This window comes from Acetobacterium sp., from assembly GCF_036508315.1.
Lineage (GTDB): Bacteria > Bacillota > Clostridia > Eubacteriales > Eubacteriaceae > Acetobacterium.
In genome coordinates, this window is sequence record NZ_DATCHP010000053.1 from 1 (window position 1) to 19,279 (window position 19,279).

Annotated in this window: 12 protein-coding genes and 1 pseudogene; 1 reads left to right on the forward strand and 12 read right to left on the reverse strand. The window is 39.4% G+C overall.

What is annotated here, in order from left to right:
* The 6 genes from VIK44_RS06600 to VIK44_RS06625 form a co-directional block, all read right to left on the reverse strand.
* Positions 1 to 1,886: AAA family ATPase (locus tag VIK44_RS06600; protein WP_331553058.1), on the reverse strand; the 1,886-nt coding region annotated here is incomplete at its 3' end.
* Positions 1,887 to 2,077: 191 nt separating this feature from the next.
* Complete coding sequence (locus VIK44_RS06605; protein WP_331553059.1) at positions 2,078 to 2,251, reverse strand: type I restriction-modification system subunit M N-terminal domain-containing protein; 174 nt, start codon at positions 2,249 to 2,251, stop codon at positions 2,078 to 2,080.
* Positions 2,252 to 2,555: 304 nt separating this feature from the next.
* Positions 2,556 to 5,273 (reverse strand): calcium-translocating P-type ATPase, PMCA-type, encoded by a 2,718-nt coding sequence (locus tag VIK44_RS06610; protein WP_331553060.1) that lies wholly within the window; start codon positions 5,271 to 5,273, stop codon positions 2,556 to 2,558.
* A gap of 226 nt (positions 5,274 to 5,499) precedes the next feature.
* Positions 5,500 to 6,825, reverse strand: a complete 1,326-nt coding sequence (gene der, locus VIK44_RS06615; protein WP_331553061.1) for a ribosome biogenesis GTPase Der — start codon at positions 6,823 to 6,825, stop codon at positions 5,500 to 5,502.
* 5 nt (positions 6,826 to 6,830) lie between these two features.
* Positions 6,831 to 8,153 (reverse strand): DUF512 domain-containing protein, encoded by a 1,323-nt coding sequence (locus tag VIK44_RS06620; protein ID WP_331553062.1) that lies wholly within the window; start codon positions 8,151 to 8,153, stop codon positions 6,831 to 6,833.
* Positions 8,154 to 8,308: 155 nt separating this feature from the next.
* Entirely contained in the window at positions 8,309 to 9,034 is a 726-nt protein-coding gene (locus VIK44_RS06625) for a 4Fe-4S double cluster binding domain-containing protein (protein WP_331553063.1), read from the reverse strand.
* A 91-nt stretch (positions 9,035 to 9,125) separates the two neighbouring features.
* On the opposite strand from VIK44_RS06625, the gene VIK44_RS06630 reads away from it, so the two are divergent.
* Complete coding sequence (locus tag VIK44_RS06630; RefSeq protein ID WP_331553064.1) at positions 9,126 to 9,650, forward strand: DUF4364 family protein; 525 nt, start codon at positions 9,126 to 9,128, stop codon at positions 9,648 to 9,650.
* 56 nt (positions 9,651 to 9,706) lie between these two features.
* On the opposite strand, the gene VIK44_RS06635 is transcribed toward VIK44_RS06630, so the two are convergent.
* The 6 genes and pseudogenes from VIK44_RS06635 to VIK44_RS06660 form a co-directional block, all read right to left on the reverse strand.
* On the reverse strand, positions 9,707 to 12,370 hold the full coding sequence (locus tag VIK44_RS06635; protein WP_331553065.1) for a calcium-translocating P-type ATPase, PMCA-type: 2,664 nt from the start codon (positions 12,368 to 12,370) through the stop codon (positions 9,707 to 9,709).
* A 220-nt stretch (positions 12,371 to 12,590) separates the two neighbouring features.
* Complete coding sequence (locus tag VIK44_RS06640; RefSeq protein ID WP_331553066.1) at positions 12,591 to 15,239, reverse strand: valine--tRNA ligase; 2,649 nt, start codon at positions 15,237 to 15,239, stop codon at positions 12,591 to 12,593.
* Positions 15,240 to 15,242: 3 nt separating this feature from the next.
* The gene (locus tag VIK44_RS06645) at positions 15,243 to 16,388 is read right to left on the reverse strand and encodes an MGDG synthase family glycosyltransferase (RefSeq protein WP_331553067.1); all 1,146 of its coding nucleotides are present in this window, start codon (positions 16,386 to 16,388) and stop codon (positions 15,243 to 15,245) included.
* Positions 16,389 to 16,402: 14 nt separating this feature from the next.
* The gene (locus VIK44_RS06650; RefSeq protein ID WP_331553068.1) at positions 16,403 to 16,558 is read right to left on the reverse strand and encodes a stress-responsive transcriptional regulator PspC; all 156 of its coding nucleotides are present in this window, start codon (positions 16,556 to 16,558) and stop codon (positions 16,403 to 16,405) included.
* A gap of 23 nt (positions 16,559 to 16,581) precedes the next feature.
* Positions 16,582 to 17,406, reverse strand: a complete 825-nt coding sequence (proB, locus tag VIK44_RS06655) for a glutamate 5-kinase (RefSeq protein WP_331553069.1) — start codon at positions 17,404 to 17,406, stop codon at positions 16,582 to 16,584.
* A 73-nt stretch (positions 17,407 to 17,479) separates the two neighbouring features.
* Positions 17,480 to 19,279, reverse strand: a pseudogene (locus tag VIK44_RS06660) (ribonucleoside-diphosphate reductase); the annotation flags it as partial.

The window sequence follows — 19,279 nt, forward strand, 5'->3', positions numbered from 1 at the left end:
ATCTTACTTTTATATGAATCTGGATTTAAATACTTTTTTTGATTATCAGATTCAAGATCTAACAAATTATCATTTACTTCTGTAATTATTTTTTTTGAACGTTCACCCATAGTATCTTCAAGAAAAAAAGCATCATTATAAAGAGTATAAATATTTTGTGCAAATGTTTCTCTTTTTTCATTTGCTATTTTTCCGCTTTTTAGATATATGACATTGTCATTTGGAATATCTGATAGTATTATTGGTGAATGCGTTGTAAAAATTATTTGCACTTCTTTTTCTGCAAATTCTTCTTTTAACTCTTTTAAAAAAACATTTATAAAACGACGCTGCCATTCAGGATGGCAATATAAATCAATTTCATCTATCAAAATAATAACATTTCTATTAATTACACCATTTTTCAAACCTTTAATTAAATCGAAAAAAGGAATCATATTTAGCCATGAAAAAAAATTTAATATGGCCCGTTCTCCTGATGACATATCTTCAATATCAACATTCAAATATTTCAATACAAAGAAACTACCAGAATTGGTATATTTTTCAATATATTCATAAACCTTTATCCAAGATTTTTCTGAACCGTCCTCGTTTAATCCAGTATGTGAATCACATGGTAATTTTATAATACCTAGATTATCACCAATGCAGGAAGTTGCTGATAAAACATCTTCAAACTCCTCTATTTCCTTCATTGCTTTTTTATAATATGATTTTAAATATTCATCATTATAATTTAAAATGTTGAAATTAATAACTTTTTTTAATTCTTTAATTTGATTTTTTTTCTTTAATAAATCTATTTCTCCATCACTGATAACACCACAGCACCGCAATTCAAATAATAAATTTATAAGTAACGTTGAAATTATATTCGACTTTTCAAAATTATTATTAATAAGTCTAAATTTTTTAAGCATATCTTCTATTTGATTTGATTTGATAAATCCCCACTCATCTTGAGGACTATAAGTGATAAATTTTTCAATTTCTTTTTTCATATCTGATTCCCACTCTTTATCTGCACCTAATGCCTTTTGTGAAAATCCGGTTAAATACTCTTTAGAATTATTCAAAATTGATGTTACCGATAAGTTGATGCTTTTTATTTTTTTTGCCAAGCTGTCCTTGTTTTTTTTAGCCAAATTATTAAAATAGCGGATATCCAAAAGTGATTGAAAGGTCTCCGTAGAACGCGACCTTATTACGAATTTCTGAAAGTTATCAAATAGATTATTCACATTATAACCAAATTCCATTTGAGTCTTTGATGAGTAAAATATATAAGATAAATTTTCAATTGTTTTAGGATTTAAGCTAGCATTATGCTCTTTCCCATCGCCAAACTCATGTGTAAAATTAGATTTCTGACCACTATTTGTGAGAAAAATCCTTGATGTGGAATTTGGGTGCAAATCATTAAAATATGTTTTTATGTAATCCTCGTGATTTAATAAATTAATATCGCATTCTGTTATATCATCTTCACACAAATTCTCTAATTCTAATTTGATTTTGGAGGTCAAATTATGATATACATAGATTTTTTCAGATTCAACTGAATTATTCACAAAAATTTGAATTGTTTCTTTTTCAGATCTAATTCGTTCGTTTCCTGAAGTAGGCTTTTTTGCTTGCATTAATGAAAGATTAAAAATATAATCTAGTATTGTTGTTTTACCTGAACCATTGTTCCCAACAATCGCAGAGACACCTGTTATTATTTCATCTGTTAACAAACCAATATTTTCATGATCTTTTTTTATATTTAACACATGACTGTTTTTATCAAAATTGATATCATAGGCTTTATTAAAACAAACTCCACAATCGTTGATGATTTTATTTTTAGTTTGATTTATCCAAATGTAAATTAATTCCATGTCTTTCTCTTTTCCATGCCAATTAGGTCACTTAAAACTAAATAGCAATGACTATTATTATGTTTGTATTTAGTAAAATTTCTTGAGTATTCGCCTGGACGATGCTCGGGGGCAGTTCTTTCGTGTTCAATCATAAGTTCAATTGAACCTGGCACCATTTCTTGAGAACTGGCTATCTCAATAGGCTAAGTTCAACAACTTAAGTAATAAGCGCCAACTGTATGCAGATGCTTAAATTTCTTCTGCTTGTCTTCCTGCTCTGCCGCAAACTGATCGTTGATCCGTTTGAGCAACAGCATGCCGAATATATATTCCATGTACTGGATTGAGCTGAGAGTTACTCTTAGAATATCTGCACGCCCCACAATTTTTTCTCCAAGGTGGTTAAGTCAAGCTTTACGATTGTTTTTTCTGAATTGTTGTTTTCCATATGTTACTCACTATCTCTATTGATACGGCACATTCAGCCGTTTTATTCTTTGTTATTATCTCTTTTCACGTATCTACAATTTTACCGCTTTTGGGGGTAACTGGCAATTGATTTTAGAGGTTTTGTCAATAAATTTCAACTTTATTGAATAAGTTTATTTAAACTCCGATCGCACTCCTTGTGATAAAAAATACACCCAAAGCATTTTACTGCTGTGGGTGTGGTTTGAGATTAACGTCTTATACTTCAATGTACACTTTTCTTTGACCGAATATTTTTCTTTTAAAAAACTTCACAATTTCAGAAACTACAACCACGCTTAATCCGAGGCCAATCATTTTCAGCCACATCATGAGGTCCAGTGGTACGGTGTTGTATAAAACGCCACCGAACTGGGTAATGAATACCTGTAATAATAAGGTCAGTCCGAAAACAATGAGCATGAGCCGGTTCTTTCCAAAATTCACAAAGACACTGGTATCGGTCAGCTCACGGCTGTTGATGGCATTAAATAAATGCATGACAACAAACATGGTAAATAGAATACTTGCCATTTCCCCGGGTGCGCCCTGGAGGAAGTTTGTGGTTGCCTGGAGCATGAATATAATGGAAATATAGATTCCGTTAAATGCAATCCTTCCAAGCATGCCTTTGGTCACAATGCTGGCATCCCGGGATATGGGCTGGCGCCGCATTAAATCCTCACGGATGGGTTCGAGTCCCAGGGTTAATGCCGGAGGCCCATCCATAATGATATTGACCCATAAAAGCTGTAGTGCTGTGAATGGCGACTTCATGCCAATGAGGATAGAAACAAGCACGACAATAACCGATGAGACATTAACGGTTAACTGGAATTGGATAAACCGTTGGAAATTCTCATAAATGCCTCGGCCCCATTGAACGGCCTTGACAATGGTCGAGAAGGAATCATCCAGTAATACAATATCACTGGCTTCTTTAGATACCTCTGTGCCGGAAATACCCATGGCAATTCCCACATCGGCGTTTTTAATGGCGGGAGCATCATTAATACCATCTCCGGTAACAGCCACCACATTTCCCAGAGTTTTTAAGGCGTTAACCACCCGCATTTTAATAACCGGTGTACTTCGGGCAATGACCTTGATGTTTGGAAGCCGTTTAAGTAACTCACTGTCTGACAGTTCTTCAATTTCACGGGATTCGACTACCTGATCATCATTTTCGAGAATTCCTAAATCATGGGCAATGGCTTTGGCGGTGATAATATTATCGCCGGTCAGAATTTTTAAATCAATGCCTGCTAAACGACACCTTTTCACAGCATCCGGTACCTCTTCTCTGAGAGGATCGGTAATGGCCACATAGCCGTCAAAAACCATTCCCGATTCAATGGCTTCCCGATCATTTGAAAAGTCCGGTGCGGTTGTCATGACCTTGCTGGAAAATGCCAAAACACGTTTTGCCTGGGATTGAAAGTCAACCATGGTTTTTTTAATATTCTTTTTTATTTCGGCTGTCATGGGCACAACATCCCCGCCAACACGAATAAACTCACATTGTCTGAAAATTGATTCGGGACTGCCCTTTGAATAGGCCACGTAATCTGTATTACTTTTTATAACCGTGGTCATATTTTTTGTTTCTGAGGTAAATGGGTAGGTGAAAATATTTTCATGCTGGTCTCTCACCACCCTATAGTCACTCTCATGTTCGGAGACCTTTCCCAAAGACCTGGTATAGGCCATCAGCAAAGCCCCTTCGGTGGGACTGCCGATAAAATGAGGTTTCTCATCCTGATAATCAATATGAGCTGTGGTATTCACACAGAAATTTTCAATTAAATGTGAGCTTCTAAGATCTCCCGGCTTGATGATTTCATTGTCCTCTAAAATATTGGTTACGGTCATGCGATTTTCGGTCAGGGTTCCTGTTTTATCGGAACAGATCACATTGATACATCCAATGGTTTCACAGGCAATGAGTTTCTTCACCAATGCATTTTCTTTGGCCATTTTAATAATATTGATGGAAAGAGAAACCGCCACAATGGTTGGCAGCCCTTCCGGCACTGCTGCTACGATCAGGACAATACTGGTAATAAAAGCTTCGGATACCGTATCCAGATTAAAGGTGCCGTTGGCCCAGAAAATAGCCAGTTGAATAGTAAAAACAATGGCTGCGGCTGTGGAACCCAGAATGGTAATGATTTTTCCAAGACGATTCATTTTTTCCTGAAGGGGTGTCGTGCCTTTATCGGTGTTTGAGAGTTCCCTTGCGATGCTTCCAAACTCGGTACGGTCTCCAACGGCGGTGGTAATGAACTTTCCTGAGCCTTCGGCAATAAAACACCCGGAATAAAGCATGTTGGCACGTTCTGCCACAGGCGTTTTCGAATCTTTGAAAATAAGGGATTCATCTTTTTTTACCGCCAGACTTTCTCCGGTCAGGCTTGATTCATCCACCCGGAGGCTGCTGGATTCTATGAGTCGTCCATCCACAGGAATCATATCGCCGGTGGCGATTTCAAGGATGTCGCCTACCACCAGTTCATTTTGTGAAATCTCTGTGATACTGCCATTTCTTAATACCTTCACCTGAATATCTTCTTTTATGGCGTTCAGGGCTTCAAATGCTTTTTCACTTTTACCTTCCATCAGAACAGTGATGCCCACTGCCAGGAAAATGGCCACAAAAATACCGATACACTCAATAAACTTGGTTTCCCCGCCGCTAAATAATTGAACTAAGTTAACACCCAGCGTGATGATCGCCGCCACTAAAAGCATAATAATCATGGGCTCACTTGTGGCATCCACGATTCTTTTTAAAATTGATTTTCCTTTTTCCCTGGTAAAAGAATTACTCCCGTATTTTTCTCTGTTCACCATGACTTCTTTGTCGTTTAAACCTATTTCCAGATCTGTTCCCAGCCGTTTTAGAGTTTCAATCTTTTTTTCCTGATAAGAATTCACATGTTGCCTCCGCATTTTAATTTTTAATCCTATGATAAAACGGAATTATTCCATTTCCCGGCAAATAAAAAGAGACCCCTAGCGCGAAATAAATCGCGCTAAAAGTCTCGTTACCATTCAGGTCTATAAAGCCAGGCGTTAGCCAGTCTGTTGACTTTATTGTTTAACTACTCCCTTTTAACTTGTTCCATTATAAACGATTGACATAACTTTGTCAATAATCGACTTAATATTCCGTTGTCCGTTCTCTGATAAATACATTAATTGGTGTACCAAAGAAATCAAAAGTTTCTCTGATTTTATTTTCCAAATAACGTTGATAAGAGAAATGTACCAGCGTTGCATCATTAACAAAAATAACAAAGGTTGGTGGATTGATAGCAACCTGAGACGAATAATAAAGTCGTAATCGTCGTCCATGTTTGGATGGTGGTTGTTTCATGAGGACAAACTCTGCCATGGCTTCATTGAGCTTACCGGTGGTAATACGTTTGGCACTTTGAGCTTTAACAAACTCAATGGTTTCAAATATTTTACCTAAACGCTGCCCTGTTTTGGCAGAAATAAAGATGATGGGAGCATAATCCATAAAAGATAGTAAATCTCTGATATCTTCTTCATGTTTTTTCATGGTTTTATTATCTTTTTCAACCGCATCCCATTTGTTAACGATGATGATGGAAGGCTTTGATCGATTATGGGCGATGCCGGCAATCTTTGCATCCTGTTCGGTGACCCCTTCAGAACCATCAATCATAATTAAAACGACCTGGCTTCTTTCCACTGCGGCAATGGCCCGGACAATACTGTAACGTTCAATGTCTTCATAAATTTTCTTTTTTCGTCTGAGTCCGGCGGTATCGATTAATACATAATCCTGGCCGTCATAACGAACATTGGTATCAACGGCATCCCGGGTGGTTCCGGGAATATCACTGACTATCAGTCGCTCTTCCCCTAAAACTTTATTGATCAGGGTTGACTTTCCGACGTTTGGTTTTCCGATAACTGCGATTCTTAAGCGGTCATCTTCTACCTCTTCTTCACTGTAATATTTCTTTACATGGTCGATAACTTCATCAAGGAAATCCCCAAGGCCAAGGCCCTGTTCGGCTGAAATTCCCATGGGTTCACCTAAACCAAGATTATAAAATTCAAAAATACTGGCTTCCAGATTTTTACTGTCCACCTTATTAACCGCCAGCAAAACATCTTTATCATGCTTACGGATCATGTTTGCAACTTCTAGATCGGTCGCGGTCATTCCTTCACGTCCATCAACCATCAGGATGATCAGATCCGCCATATCAATGGCAATTTCAGCTTGAATACGCATTTGCAACAGGATATCATCCTTGGTATGCGGTTCAATTCCGCCGGTATCAATGAGGGTAAAATGGTGGTTAAGCCATTCTGCATCAGCAATGATCCGGTCTCTCGTAACCCCTGGGGTATCTTCTACAATGGCTATTCGTTCTCCGACTAATTTATTAAACAGGGTCGACTTTCCAACATTCGGGCGTCCAACCACGGCTACAATTGGCTTTGGCATAATTATTATTCCTCACTTATTATTCTTAGAATCAGGCTTTCGCCATTAACCGGCACCTCTTTAATCTGCACTTGCAGCGCATCACTAAGGGTTTCCAGTGTCCAATCGTCCAGTAACATGTTCGACCCACTTCTGAGTGCATTTTCAGGAATAAGCAATAAATCTCTTGAAGATACTTTTGTTTCTAATTGCTTAACCATATCCTGACCTGTTATTAAACCGGAAATGCTAATATCTTCTCCAAAAAAATCATTGTTTATTGGGTAGACAACCACATCAATGGCGGGAATCCGTTTTTTCATATTTTTGATTAAACTTAAAATATAGGAATCGGCAGCCATTCCGGTGACAATCCCAATTTTTGGAAAACTTGTTTTCTTTAAAGCTGCTTTTTCATACTTATCCAGTGCGATATTAAAGGATTCTTCAAAATCCGCCAGCATTCCTACACCATTTTCAATTTGAGGAAAACTGTCATAATAGGATGGGTCCGGGATCACGGCTTTGGCCTTTAGGAAAAACTCATCGCTGGCATAGACAAAACCTTCAGCATGGATTTCTTCCATTTCATTATGGACTTTTTCGATAATCTTTAACGTTCTTTGAGCACTGGCCTGATCAAAGCCATCAATTTTTTGAAGCCCCTGTCGATGCCTTGAAATTCCAACCGGCACCACCGAAACAGATTGGAGGGTGGGATAAAATTCCTTTAAATCCGCCAATGTTTTGACCAGTTCTTCGCCGTCATTATAGCCGGGGACCAGCACAATCTGTCCATTCATTTGAATATTATTGGCTTTAAAAGCTTCCAGGTAATCCATCACATCCCCGGCAAAACGGTTATTAAGCATTTCACAGCGCAAGTTCGGGTTAGTGGTATGAATGGATAAATTCATGGGCATAATCCGGTATCGGATAATACGTTCCATTTCCGCCCTGGTAAGATTCGTCATGGTAATATAATTTCCAGTGAGAAAAGACAGACGTTCATCATCATCCTTCACATACAGACTTTCTCGCATTCCCTTAGGCAACTGGTCAATAAAGCAAAATATACAATTATTTTTACAGGTTTTTGTATGAATCATTTCCTCTGAAAACAGAACTCCCAGATCTTCATCAAGATCTTTTTCGATTTCAAGCTCCCAGATTTCACCATCCAGTTTTTCAACCTCTAATAATAATTCCTCCTCAGCCATTAAATAGCGATAATCCAGAACATCTATAATCGGTGTCCCATTCATTGATATCAGCTTATCCCCTGGTTCAATTTCCATTTCATCCAGTATGCTATTTTCAAGCACACCTTCGATTATAAATTTTTTCACTGGCTTCTCACTTGTTTCTTTACAATTTAAAAACTGCCCGCAAAACTAGCCGGCAGATCTATCTTCCTATTATATAATATTTTACCATAAAAAAAAACCTATTTAAGGTTTTTTTTCAAGCTGATGCTTTAATAAATGTATTTTAGCCCTGAATTTCAACTTTTCCCCACCGGGCAGGCGACCATACACAATCCACACACCGCTCCTCTGCCGATATGCTGATAGACAACCTTCATATGGTTGCTGCAGCTGTAAGCATCATAGAGTTCATTTCGAGCCATTCCGGGTTCCCACAGACATCCTTCAATGGCCATAGCCGGACAGGCTGCAACGCAGGCCCTGCAGGAACCACAGGAACTTTCTGTGGTGGGCAACCCGGTACTCAGAGGTGCATTGGTTAATACCGTTCCCATGCGAATTCTCGGACCATGTTTTTTATGAATAAATAAGGCACTTCGACCAATCCATCCCATTCCGGCTAACACTGCTCCTGTTTTGTGCTGAAAGGCGCCGATATATGGATCATTGGGATCGGATACTGACTGGGATGCCGGAATAGCAATGGATGGATATCCCTGATCCTCTAGCAGCAAAAGAATCCTTAGGGTAATCAGGTCAATAAGACGATTCACGCTTCGATAATGGCTAAAATAGGTTTGGGTAGGTTCGTCTTCTATTTGATTGAGGATACCATCGGAAAGCCGAACGATGACAGTAATCCCTTTACTAAACCCCAGTCGTTTATCTTCAGGCAGACATTCGATGTCTGCAAAACCCAGCTCTGTGGCACCCAAAGACTTTCCCAGATCAATCAATGATTCTTTGAGATTCCCCATTTTTTCAGGTGTTGCCGTGGTTGATTTTACTTTTGCTTTTTCCATATTTTCCTCTTTTTCATTAGAAATAACCAATTTATCCTCATGATATGGTACAATATCACTACTTATACAATAAACAAAGGTGGTGGTAACAATGCTTTTTAATTCTGAGCAACAGGCTGAAAATAAGCTCATTATATTATATGTTTTAAAACAAATCAATACTTCCCTCACCCGGGAACAAATCGCACTGATTGTGATTGAAAATTTGCAAATCAGTTATTTTGATATTCAGCTGTATATTGATGACCTGTTAAAGGATGAATTTCTTTCGACGTTGGCTTTTGATGGTAAATCAGTTCTTACAATCACACCCATTGGAAAAGAAACCCTTAAGGTTTTTAAAAACAAGATTCCCACTTACATTATGGATATGATTAACCTTTATCTTCAGGAAAACAGAGAAAAGATTTTTAAAGAAGTTAAGGTCACTGCAAACTATCAAAAAAATGGGGGCTCCGATTATCTTGTCCAATTAAAATTACATGAAAATAATTGTTTACTCATGGAAATTAATTTTAACGCACCTACCTTAAAACTTGCTCTTGATATTTGTGACCGCTGGAAGGCTAACACCCAGGAACTTTACGCCTCTGTACTTAATACCCTTACCCAATAAAAAATAAAGCATAGGAGGCTGTTGCAAAATTTTGCAACAGCCTCCTTTTGATTTTTTTACGCTCTTCTAAGTTTCAGCTTTTTTCTGAGTATGCGTCCCACAAGCTTTGTAAACTCTACAACAGCTAAAGGACTGAGGGAAGCAATGATGACAATAAACCACTGGATGCTATTCATACTGGCAACATGAAAAATGGTTTGTAATGAAGGAATTAATAATACCACTAATTGGAGGGCACAGGATAATCCCAGGGCGATCCATAAATATCGATTCGTAAAAAGCCCCGAACCAAAAAGGGATTTCTCTTGAGATCGAACATTGATGGCATGGGTTAACTGGGAAAATGCCAATACCGCAAAACACATGGTTCTTGCAACTTCGACGCTGTAATTAAGCAATGCAAAATGAAAAACGGATAATGTAATGGCCGCAAGAATAATCCCCTGAAAAATAATACGTGCCCCTAAACCATGGGCAAAAACGCTTTCTTTCAGACTTCTTGGTTTTTCCTTCATAATACCGGGATCACTTTTTTCCACACCTAAGGCAAGAGCAGGTAAACTATCGGTAACCAGATTAATCCATAATATATGAATCGGCAGCAGCGGCTGTACCCAGCCAACCAGTGTTGCAATAAACAGAATCAGAATCTCGGCGATATTACAGGATAAAAGGAAGTGGATGGCTTTTTTAATGTTGGCGTAAATCCCCCGTCCTTCTTCCACAGCTGACACAATGGTAGCAAAGTTATCATCTGTTAAAATCATTTCTGCAGCTTCCTTGGAAACATCGGTACCGGTGATTCCCATGGCGCAACCAATATCTGCTTTTTTAAGCGCTGGGGCATCATTGACACCATCACCGGTCATGGCAACGACCTCACCTTTTTTCTGCCAGGCATCGACGATCCTTACTTTATGCTCAGGAGCTACCCTTGCATACACTGCAATATGTTCTATTTTATCACTAAGCTCCTGATCACTGAGTCTTGCCAGCTCAACTCCGGTGAGAGCTAAACTGTTTTCTTCAAATAGATTCAATTGTTTTGCAATCGCCACGGCTGTATTTTTATGGTCACCGGTGATCATCACCGTTTTAATGCCTGCTTTTTTACAAATTCGAATTGAATCTTTCACTTCTTCTCTTGGTGGGTCAATCATACCGGTCATTCCACAGAAGATAAGGTTATGTTCCAACTCTTCAAAAGAAATTTCCGGGCTTTCATCATATTTTTTATAAGCATACGCAATCACCCGGTAAGCATCATTGGAAAGAGACTCATTACTGACATGAATCTTTTCAACAATTGAATCATCTATGGGAAGAATCGCATCATTCATAAAAACATGTCCAACTCTGGCGATCATAACGTCTGGTGCCCCTTTGGTGAAACTGTACCAGGATTCTCCGATTTTATGAACGGTGGTCATGAGCTTTCGCTCAGAGTCAAAGGGTAATTCACTCACTCTCGGGTATTTTTTTTCTTCAGAAATTTTATCATAATCCAAGGATCCGGCAAAGGCCACCATGGCCACCTCAGTGGGATCACCAATTTCCTGGAGTCCGTCTTTCCCGGTAACAATGAACGCATCATTACAAAGCAGTCCAATTTGTGCCACCATTTTTTCAGGCCCATTTAATGACCTTTCGTTTAAGTCCGCGGTATCGATAATGGTGTCGTTAATATAAACCTTTTTAATCGTCATTTTATTTTGAGTTAAGGTCCCTGTTTTATCTGAACAGATAACAGACGCACATCCCAGAGTTTCAACCGCTGGAAGTTTTCTGATAATGGCATTTTTAGTTACCAGCCTTTGAACACCAATGGCCAAAACCACGGTAACAACCGCAGGCAAACCTTCAGGAATTGCGGCAACTGCAAGACTCACAGCTGTCAGGAATAATAATAAGGGATCCCCACCACGAATGAGTCCAATAATAAAAACTAAAGCGCAAGCTACAATTGCACCAATGGCCAAAACCTTGCCTAACTCCTCTAACCGCTTTTGGAGAGGGGTTTGCATGGTTATTGTTCCCTGTATCATTCCCGCAATCTTACCGATTTCAGATTTCATTCCTGTCGCTGTTACGATATACTTTCCCCGACCGTAATTCACCAGGCTGCTCATATATACCGAATTTGTACGATCTCCCAGACCCGTCTCTGGATCCTTAATATCTTCGATTGATTTATCCACGGGCATGGACTCCCCGGTTAATGAGGATTCTGTAATTTTTAACGAGGCCTCCTCAATCAAACGACCATCTGCTGGTACAAAATCCCCGGCGTCCAAAAAGACAACATCTCCCGGAACCAGGTCTTCAGATTTTATAATTTCACGCTGACTGTTTCTCAAGACCTTTGCTTCTGGAATCGTCATGTTCTTTAAGGCTTCCATGGAGTTTTCAGCCTTTTTTTCCTGAATGGCACCTATTAAGGCATTAACTATAACAATAATGAGAATCAGAACAGCATCACTGATTTCTCCCAGCGCTCCTGAAACAACAGCTGCTATCAAAAGTACAATAATTAAAAAATCTTTAAACTGAGAGACAAACATCACCGCAAAGGTTTTTCTTTTACCTTCATCCATTTTATTTTTCCCATGGATTTTTATTCTTTCCTGAACCTGGCTTGTACTTAATCCTGTTAATGGATTAATGTCAACTATTTCTTCAATTTCTTCGGGTGAGCTTAAAAAGCTCTCTTTACTTTCCACTTAAATTCCTCCTTAAATAATAGAAAGACCTTTATTTCCAAGGGCTTGTTTATTAAACAAACATTAAGAAATAAAGGTCTTTCTCCAAGTTACCTTGCCATCCAATCAGGGAAATGTTTCCCACATTAACGATTGGATAAATCCTTGGGTTGAATCACTTCCTTTTAGTGTGTAAATTCTTTGAATGTATTTTAGCACAGTATTGGAATAGATGAAAGGCCTATTTTTGATAATAAGCCAAACGTTCCCTTACCTTATCCATTGTTTCAATATATACCCGTTGTTTCTCACGTTCAATATCAACCACCTTTTCCGGTGCTTTATCGATGAATCCTTTGTTGGAAAGTTTTTGATTTAAGCGGTCAATTTCTTTTTGCAGTTTACTTTCCTCGTGGGTCAGTCGAGCAATTTCTTTCTCTTTATCAACCAATTCATCCAAATTAATAAAGAGCTCCATATCCTCTAGCACTGCCGAAACAAAGTTTTCTTCGATTTCTTTTTTTGTAATGAACTTAATGGTAGAAACCGAAGCCATCTTTTCAAAATACAGAAGTGATTCTTCCATGAGTTTGATCAGGCTTTTGTTTGTCGAAATAATAAAGAGCTGGGTTTTTTTAGAATACGGCACATCCATTTCCGCCCGAATGTTTCGAATACTTCTGATGGCCTCCATTAAAAATACGACTTGTTTTTCATCCTCCGGGAAATCAAGGGATTCATCAAAATGCGGCCACTGGGCAACCATAATGTCGACCGTGGTTCCTGGTAAATAGCCATTAATTTCTTCAGTAATAAATGGTGTGAACGGATGTAATAACCGAAGTATGGTATCCAGAACCACTCTTAATGTATATTGGGCTGATATCTTTGTTTTTTCTTCTTCCCCATACAGTCGCGGTTTCACCAGTTCAATATACCAATCGCAATACTCATTCCAGGTAAAATCATAAATTTTCGATGCGGCAATCCCCAGCTCATATTTACTCATATTATGATTCACTTCCTGAACGATGGTGTTCATTCGGCTTAAAATCCATTTGTCTGTATTTTCAAGATGAGACAAGGCCTCATCCTTTTTATCCATAATATCATCATCAAGATTCATCAGAACAAATCGGGCGGCATTCCAGATCTTGTTTAAGAAGTTTCGGCTGGACTCAACCTTTTCATCCTGCCAACGGATATCATTTCCGGCGGAATTTCCTGTGATAATGGTAAACCGCAGGGCATCGGCACTGTAGGTTTCAATCAGTTCCAGAGGATCAATCCCATTTCCCAGTGATTTACTCATTTTTCGTCCCTGGGAATCTCTGACCAGCCCATGGATATAAACATCCTTAAAGGGGGTTTCGCCCATTTCGTTAATACCCATAAAAATCATCCGGGCGACCCAAAAGAAGATAATATCGTACCCAGTAACCAGCACTGTGGTTGGATAGAATTTCTTTAAATCTTGTGTATCATCTGGCCAGCCCAATGTTGAAAAAGGCCAAAGCGCAGAACTGAACCAGGTATCCAGGACATCCTCTTCCTGGGTAAAATGAGAACCGCTGCATTTTGGACAGGATATGGGTGTTTCCTTTGCAACGATCATTTCCCCACAATCATCGCAGTAATAGGCGGGAATGCGATGTCCCCACCACAACTGCCGTGAAATGCACCAATCCCGGATGTTTTCCATCCAATTGTAATAAATTTTACTGAAACGATCGGGAATAAATTCAGTTTCCCGATTTCTGACCGCTTCCAGTGCCGGTTTTGCCAGCGGTTTCATATTTACAAACCATTGCTCGGAGGTCATTGTTTCCACGGTGGTGGAACAACGGTAGCAGCCGCCAACATTGTGTTGATGTTCCTCGATTTTTTCCAGCAGACCCAGAGCTTCTAAGTCCCTGACAACTGCTTTACGGCATTCATAACGATCCAGGCCACTATAAATACCGGCCAGATCATTCATGGTGGCATCATCGTTAATAACCCGAATTTGCTCCAGGTTATGACGAAGCCCTACTTCATAATCATTGGGATCATGGGCCGGAGTCATTTTAACAACGCCTGTTCCAAAATCAATATCCACATAGTCATCTGCAACAATGGGAATTTCTTTATTAAGCAGTGGCAGTATCACCGTTTTCCCAACCAGGTGCTGATACCGCTTATCATCCGGATGGACAGCCACTCCAGAATCCCCAAGCATGGTTTCGGGTCGTGTGGTAGCCACTGTCAGATATCCTTCGCTGTTTACAAGTGGGTATCTAATATGCCAAAGATGTCCCTGTTGCTCCGCATATTCGACCTCAGCCTCAGATAAGGCGGTTTTACAGGTAGGGCACCAGTTGATAATCCGGCTTCCTTTATAAATCAGGCCTTTATTATAAAGATTGACAAAGGCTTCATTCACGGCTTTACTGCATCCTTCATCCATGGTAAAGCGTTCCCGGCTCCAGTCACAGGAGGCGCCCAGTTTTTTTAATTGATCGGTAATCCGTGTTTTATAAGTCAGGGCCCAATCCCAGGCACGTTCCATATAGGCATCCCGGCCAATATCTTTTTTAGTTTTGCCTTCTTCTTCACGAAGTTTATCGACAACCTTAACCTCGGTGGCAATACTTGCATGATCCGTTCCCGGCAGCCACAAAGCAGCATAGCCATCCATCCGTTTATATCGGGTTAATACATCCTGAAGGGTTCCGTCAAAGGCATGTCCCATATGGAGCTGACCGGTAATATTTGGTGGCGGCATAACAATGGTAAATGGTTTACCCTGGGGATGAACCTCAGGTTTAAAATACCCTTTTTCTTCCCAGTGTGCATAGGTTTTATCTTCAACTTCTTTTGGGTTATATGTTTTCGACATTTCTTTTTTCATAATTCACTCACCTGCTGATTTCAATAGTCTTTTTTTATTGTGTTTTATTAAATCCTGACATAGCTCTATGGTTTTACTCATGGAGTGTTTCGCAGCTTCTTCAGACATATTCTCAGACATCCGTTTGATAATATATTTATTTTCAAATAAGAAATCAACCATGGAGGTCAGATCCTTAATCTTGTTCACTTTAATGGCCATGCCACCATCGACCAGGTAATCCGCATTTTCCTCTTCCTGGCCAGGGTAATAGAATGGAATAATCATCGGAATATTTTTAACAATGGCTTCGGTGGAGGTTAGTCCTCCTGGTTTAGAAATAATTGCATCTGACATATCCATTAATTCTGAAATATTGTTAACAAAACCATGGATTTCCACAATCTTATTTGTTGATGGTTCCCGGCTGTTAATATTGCGAATCTCCTTCTCGATTTTCACATTTTTACCACAGACGACAATGATTCGAATCTTGTCCCTGACTTTTAGCAAAGAGGAAAAGGCTTTTTCCATTTGTTTGGTTCCCAAACTTCCGGCCATTAATAAAATGGTTCCGGCTATATCTGTTTTTTCCTTGGGATCAAGACGATTATTTTTAAGAAAAGTTTGCCGAATAGGAATGCCATAGGGATAAATAATATCAGGGGCAATCCCTTTATCGATCATAGTTTGCTTGGTATAGTCACTGCCTACGATATAAGCATCAATCATTTTTTTGAGATAAAGGGTATGAATCTTATAATCGGTGACGATTGATAAAACCGGTACATCAAAGGCATGATGCTCTTTAAGTGTCCCGAGAACATTGGTAACAAAGGGATGGGTAGTAATGATCAAATCAGGATTGCCGGCACGAATCAAGGGGACAATTTCCGGGTTCATAATTCGTGTCAGCACCTGGAAAATTCCTTGTTGGAAGCGATTCATATTATTAAACTGATTATACATCTGTTCATAGAGTTTTGGAACATTGATCACTATTTGCTCATACCCTTTGGTGATCAGGCGATCAAGGGTTACGTTGCTTTCTTTAAAAGCATCATAAACCTCTGTGTTCATACCAGCTTCATCCAGGGATTCTTTTAAAGACTGTGCTGCTAAATTATGGCCAGCACCGGTGGATGCTGTAAAGATAAATACCTTCGGCATAGTTTACCCCTTGCCTAATCTTCAAAATCTTTAGTAAAAAGATAATTAACCCGCATTAATTTTCCGCCAAGGGCCTCTTCTCTTCTTTTTTCAACAAAATAGATGCCACCAAAAACTGTTAACATTCCTGCTGTAATTGCAAATAATCCGACCAATATTTTTTTTAACATGTAACCCTCCAAATATGACTGGGTCAACCAATCATTTTATTTTTTTTTACACTATCGCTGATAAATACAGTTCCGATCTCTTTGCCTGCTAATATTTCATAAAGGATATTAGATAATTCTCCTGAGGCAATGACCATATCAATGCCACATGCTGTAGCGTGCTTTGCTGCCTTTAACTTTGTAACCATGCCGCCTGTTCCCTGGCAGGAGCCGGCAGACCCGGCAGTTTTCATAATATTACGATCAATAGTTGTCACTGTTTTAATGAGTCTGGCATCCTCATTCAATGATGGATTCGCATCATAAAGCCCAGCCACATCTGATAAAATGATCAAAAGATCGGCTCCCACAATATCTGCTGTCATTGCCGAAAGAATGTCATTATCACCAAAGCATTCCTCTAAAATTTCATCAGTGGCGATACAGTCATTCTCATTGACAATGGGAATAATTCCCCGTTCAATAAGAGCACTAAAGGTATTCATCGCATTATTACGTTTAATAGAATGCTTGAACACATCTTTGGTTAATAAGATTTGACCCACGGTTTGATTGTACTCATCGAAAAACTTATGGTAAATCTGCATTAACAATCCCTGTCCCACAGAAGCAGCCGCCTGTTTTTCCCTCAGTTCTTTGGGGCGTTCCTTCATATTCATACGATTCATACCGGCGCCAATGGCACCTGACGAAACAAGAACCATTCTCTTACCACTATTTTCAAGATCGGTTAATACTCTGGCGAGGTTATCCAACTTCTTAAAATCAAGGGTTCCATTGGGATGCGTGACTGATGTCGTCCCCATTTTCACAACAATGGTTTGTGCATCTTTTATTTTTTCTCGCATTAAAACCTCCTAAGCCTTGTAACTTTGTTTATTATATCAAACAAACACCAAACATCAAAATACTTTTTATGGTTTAGCTGCACCCGGTGGTTGTTCCACAGTCTAAACAAATCTTGCAAGTGCCGTTTCGCATCATTCTGTCGCTTCCGCATTGGCTGCATGTTTCACCATAAAGGGTTTCTGCCTGAGTGTTTTTATTGTATTCTGTTACCGCATGTCCATCAGACATTGACTTATGCACAAGATTTGCCTGGTTCATCATGGTAAAGACTTTAGGTTTAACCTGACAATTCGAAAAATCTCCATGCTCAATGTCAAGAACCTTGCTGATCAGGTCTGAAATTGAGGACGCAAATTTAATATAGGGATGGCGTGAAACAAAACCCGAAGGTTCATATTTTTGACCACGAAGCATTTTAGAAATCTGATCCGGTGGAATATTGTACTGCAGCATGTTGGAAATAGACTTGGACAGCGATGCCAGTAAACCCTTGACCACGGTTCCTTCTTTGTCTGTTGAAACAAAAATTTCAGCAATACCGCCATCCTCATAAAACCCGATGGTAATATAAAGCTCAATATCACTTATTTTTGCTGCATGGGTTCGGCTTAAACGCATACCTTCCGGGCGAATACGATTAGGCACTTTACTGGATCCTTCTTTTACCAGTTTGAGAAGTTCATCGTAGGTATAATCCTCAAGCGATTTTTCAGAGTCTTCTGCCATTCCTGAACTCAAAGGCTGGGATGCTTTACAGGCATCCCGATAAATGGCAATGGCCTTGGTTCCGGTCCGATACGCCAATAAATTAATATTTTCAACATCCTCAACACTTGCGTCATTCGGCAGATTAACGGTTTTTGAAACGGAACCGCTGATCATTGGCGTAATGGCTGACACCATTAATACATGACCCATCGGAGCAATGGTATTTGCAGTATCGAAAATAGGTATATGTTCTGATTTAATATGGGGAGCGCCTTCGACGCCTTCATGGAGGCAAAAGCCATTGTCGTCTTTTTCAATCATGTAAGTCAGGATATCACTGATTTCCTGGGAGCTGTAGTCTAAATTTTCCAGAGCAATTTCCATCACCGGGTTCACCATTTCCATGGAACCCCCGCCAATAAGTCTTTTGAAAACCACATGATTATAAAAAGGTTCCACTGAGGTTGCGCCACAATCCATAGCAAAAGAAATAGTGCCTGTGGGAGCTATTGCCGATACCTGAGCATTGCGATAACCATAGGCTTCCCCGGCTTCCTCCGCGAGTTGCCATGCTTCTTTAAGCTGACGGCTGATTGCATTGAAGCCCATTTTTTTCAAGAGCGGATGATTAATCTTTAATGGTTCATAATGAAGTCCTTCATAGCCATCGGTTCTTGCACCGGCAACCCGGCTATGATTACGAATGACTTTCTTCATATGTGATTCATTAATGGCATACATTGGAAATGCGCCAACTTTTTCTGCCATTAATCCGGAAACGTAATAAGAGACCCCAGTCATCAAACCTGTTATACTTGCAATCAGGGTTCGGCTCTCAGGTGAATCATAGGGGTATCCTAATGCAAGAAGCAAAGATGCTGCATTGGCAATACCAAGACCCGTTGTTCTGAATAAATAGCTTTTTCTTGCAACGTCTTTTGTCGGAAACTGTCCCTGATAAATAGAAGCTTCCAAGGTGCACTGGATCAATCCCACTAAATGAACATATTCCTCGGTTCTAAAACTATTGTCATCAGGGTTATAAAACCGGAAAATATTTATGGATGCCAGATTGCAGGCGGTGTCATCCAGGAAGGCATATTCAGAACAGGGATTGGTTGCATTGATCCGGTTTCCCTTTTCGCCTACCACACCATTTTCTCC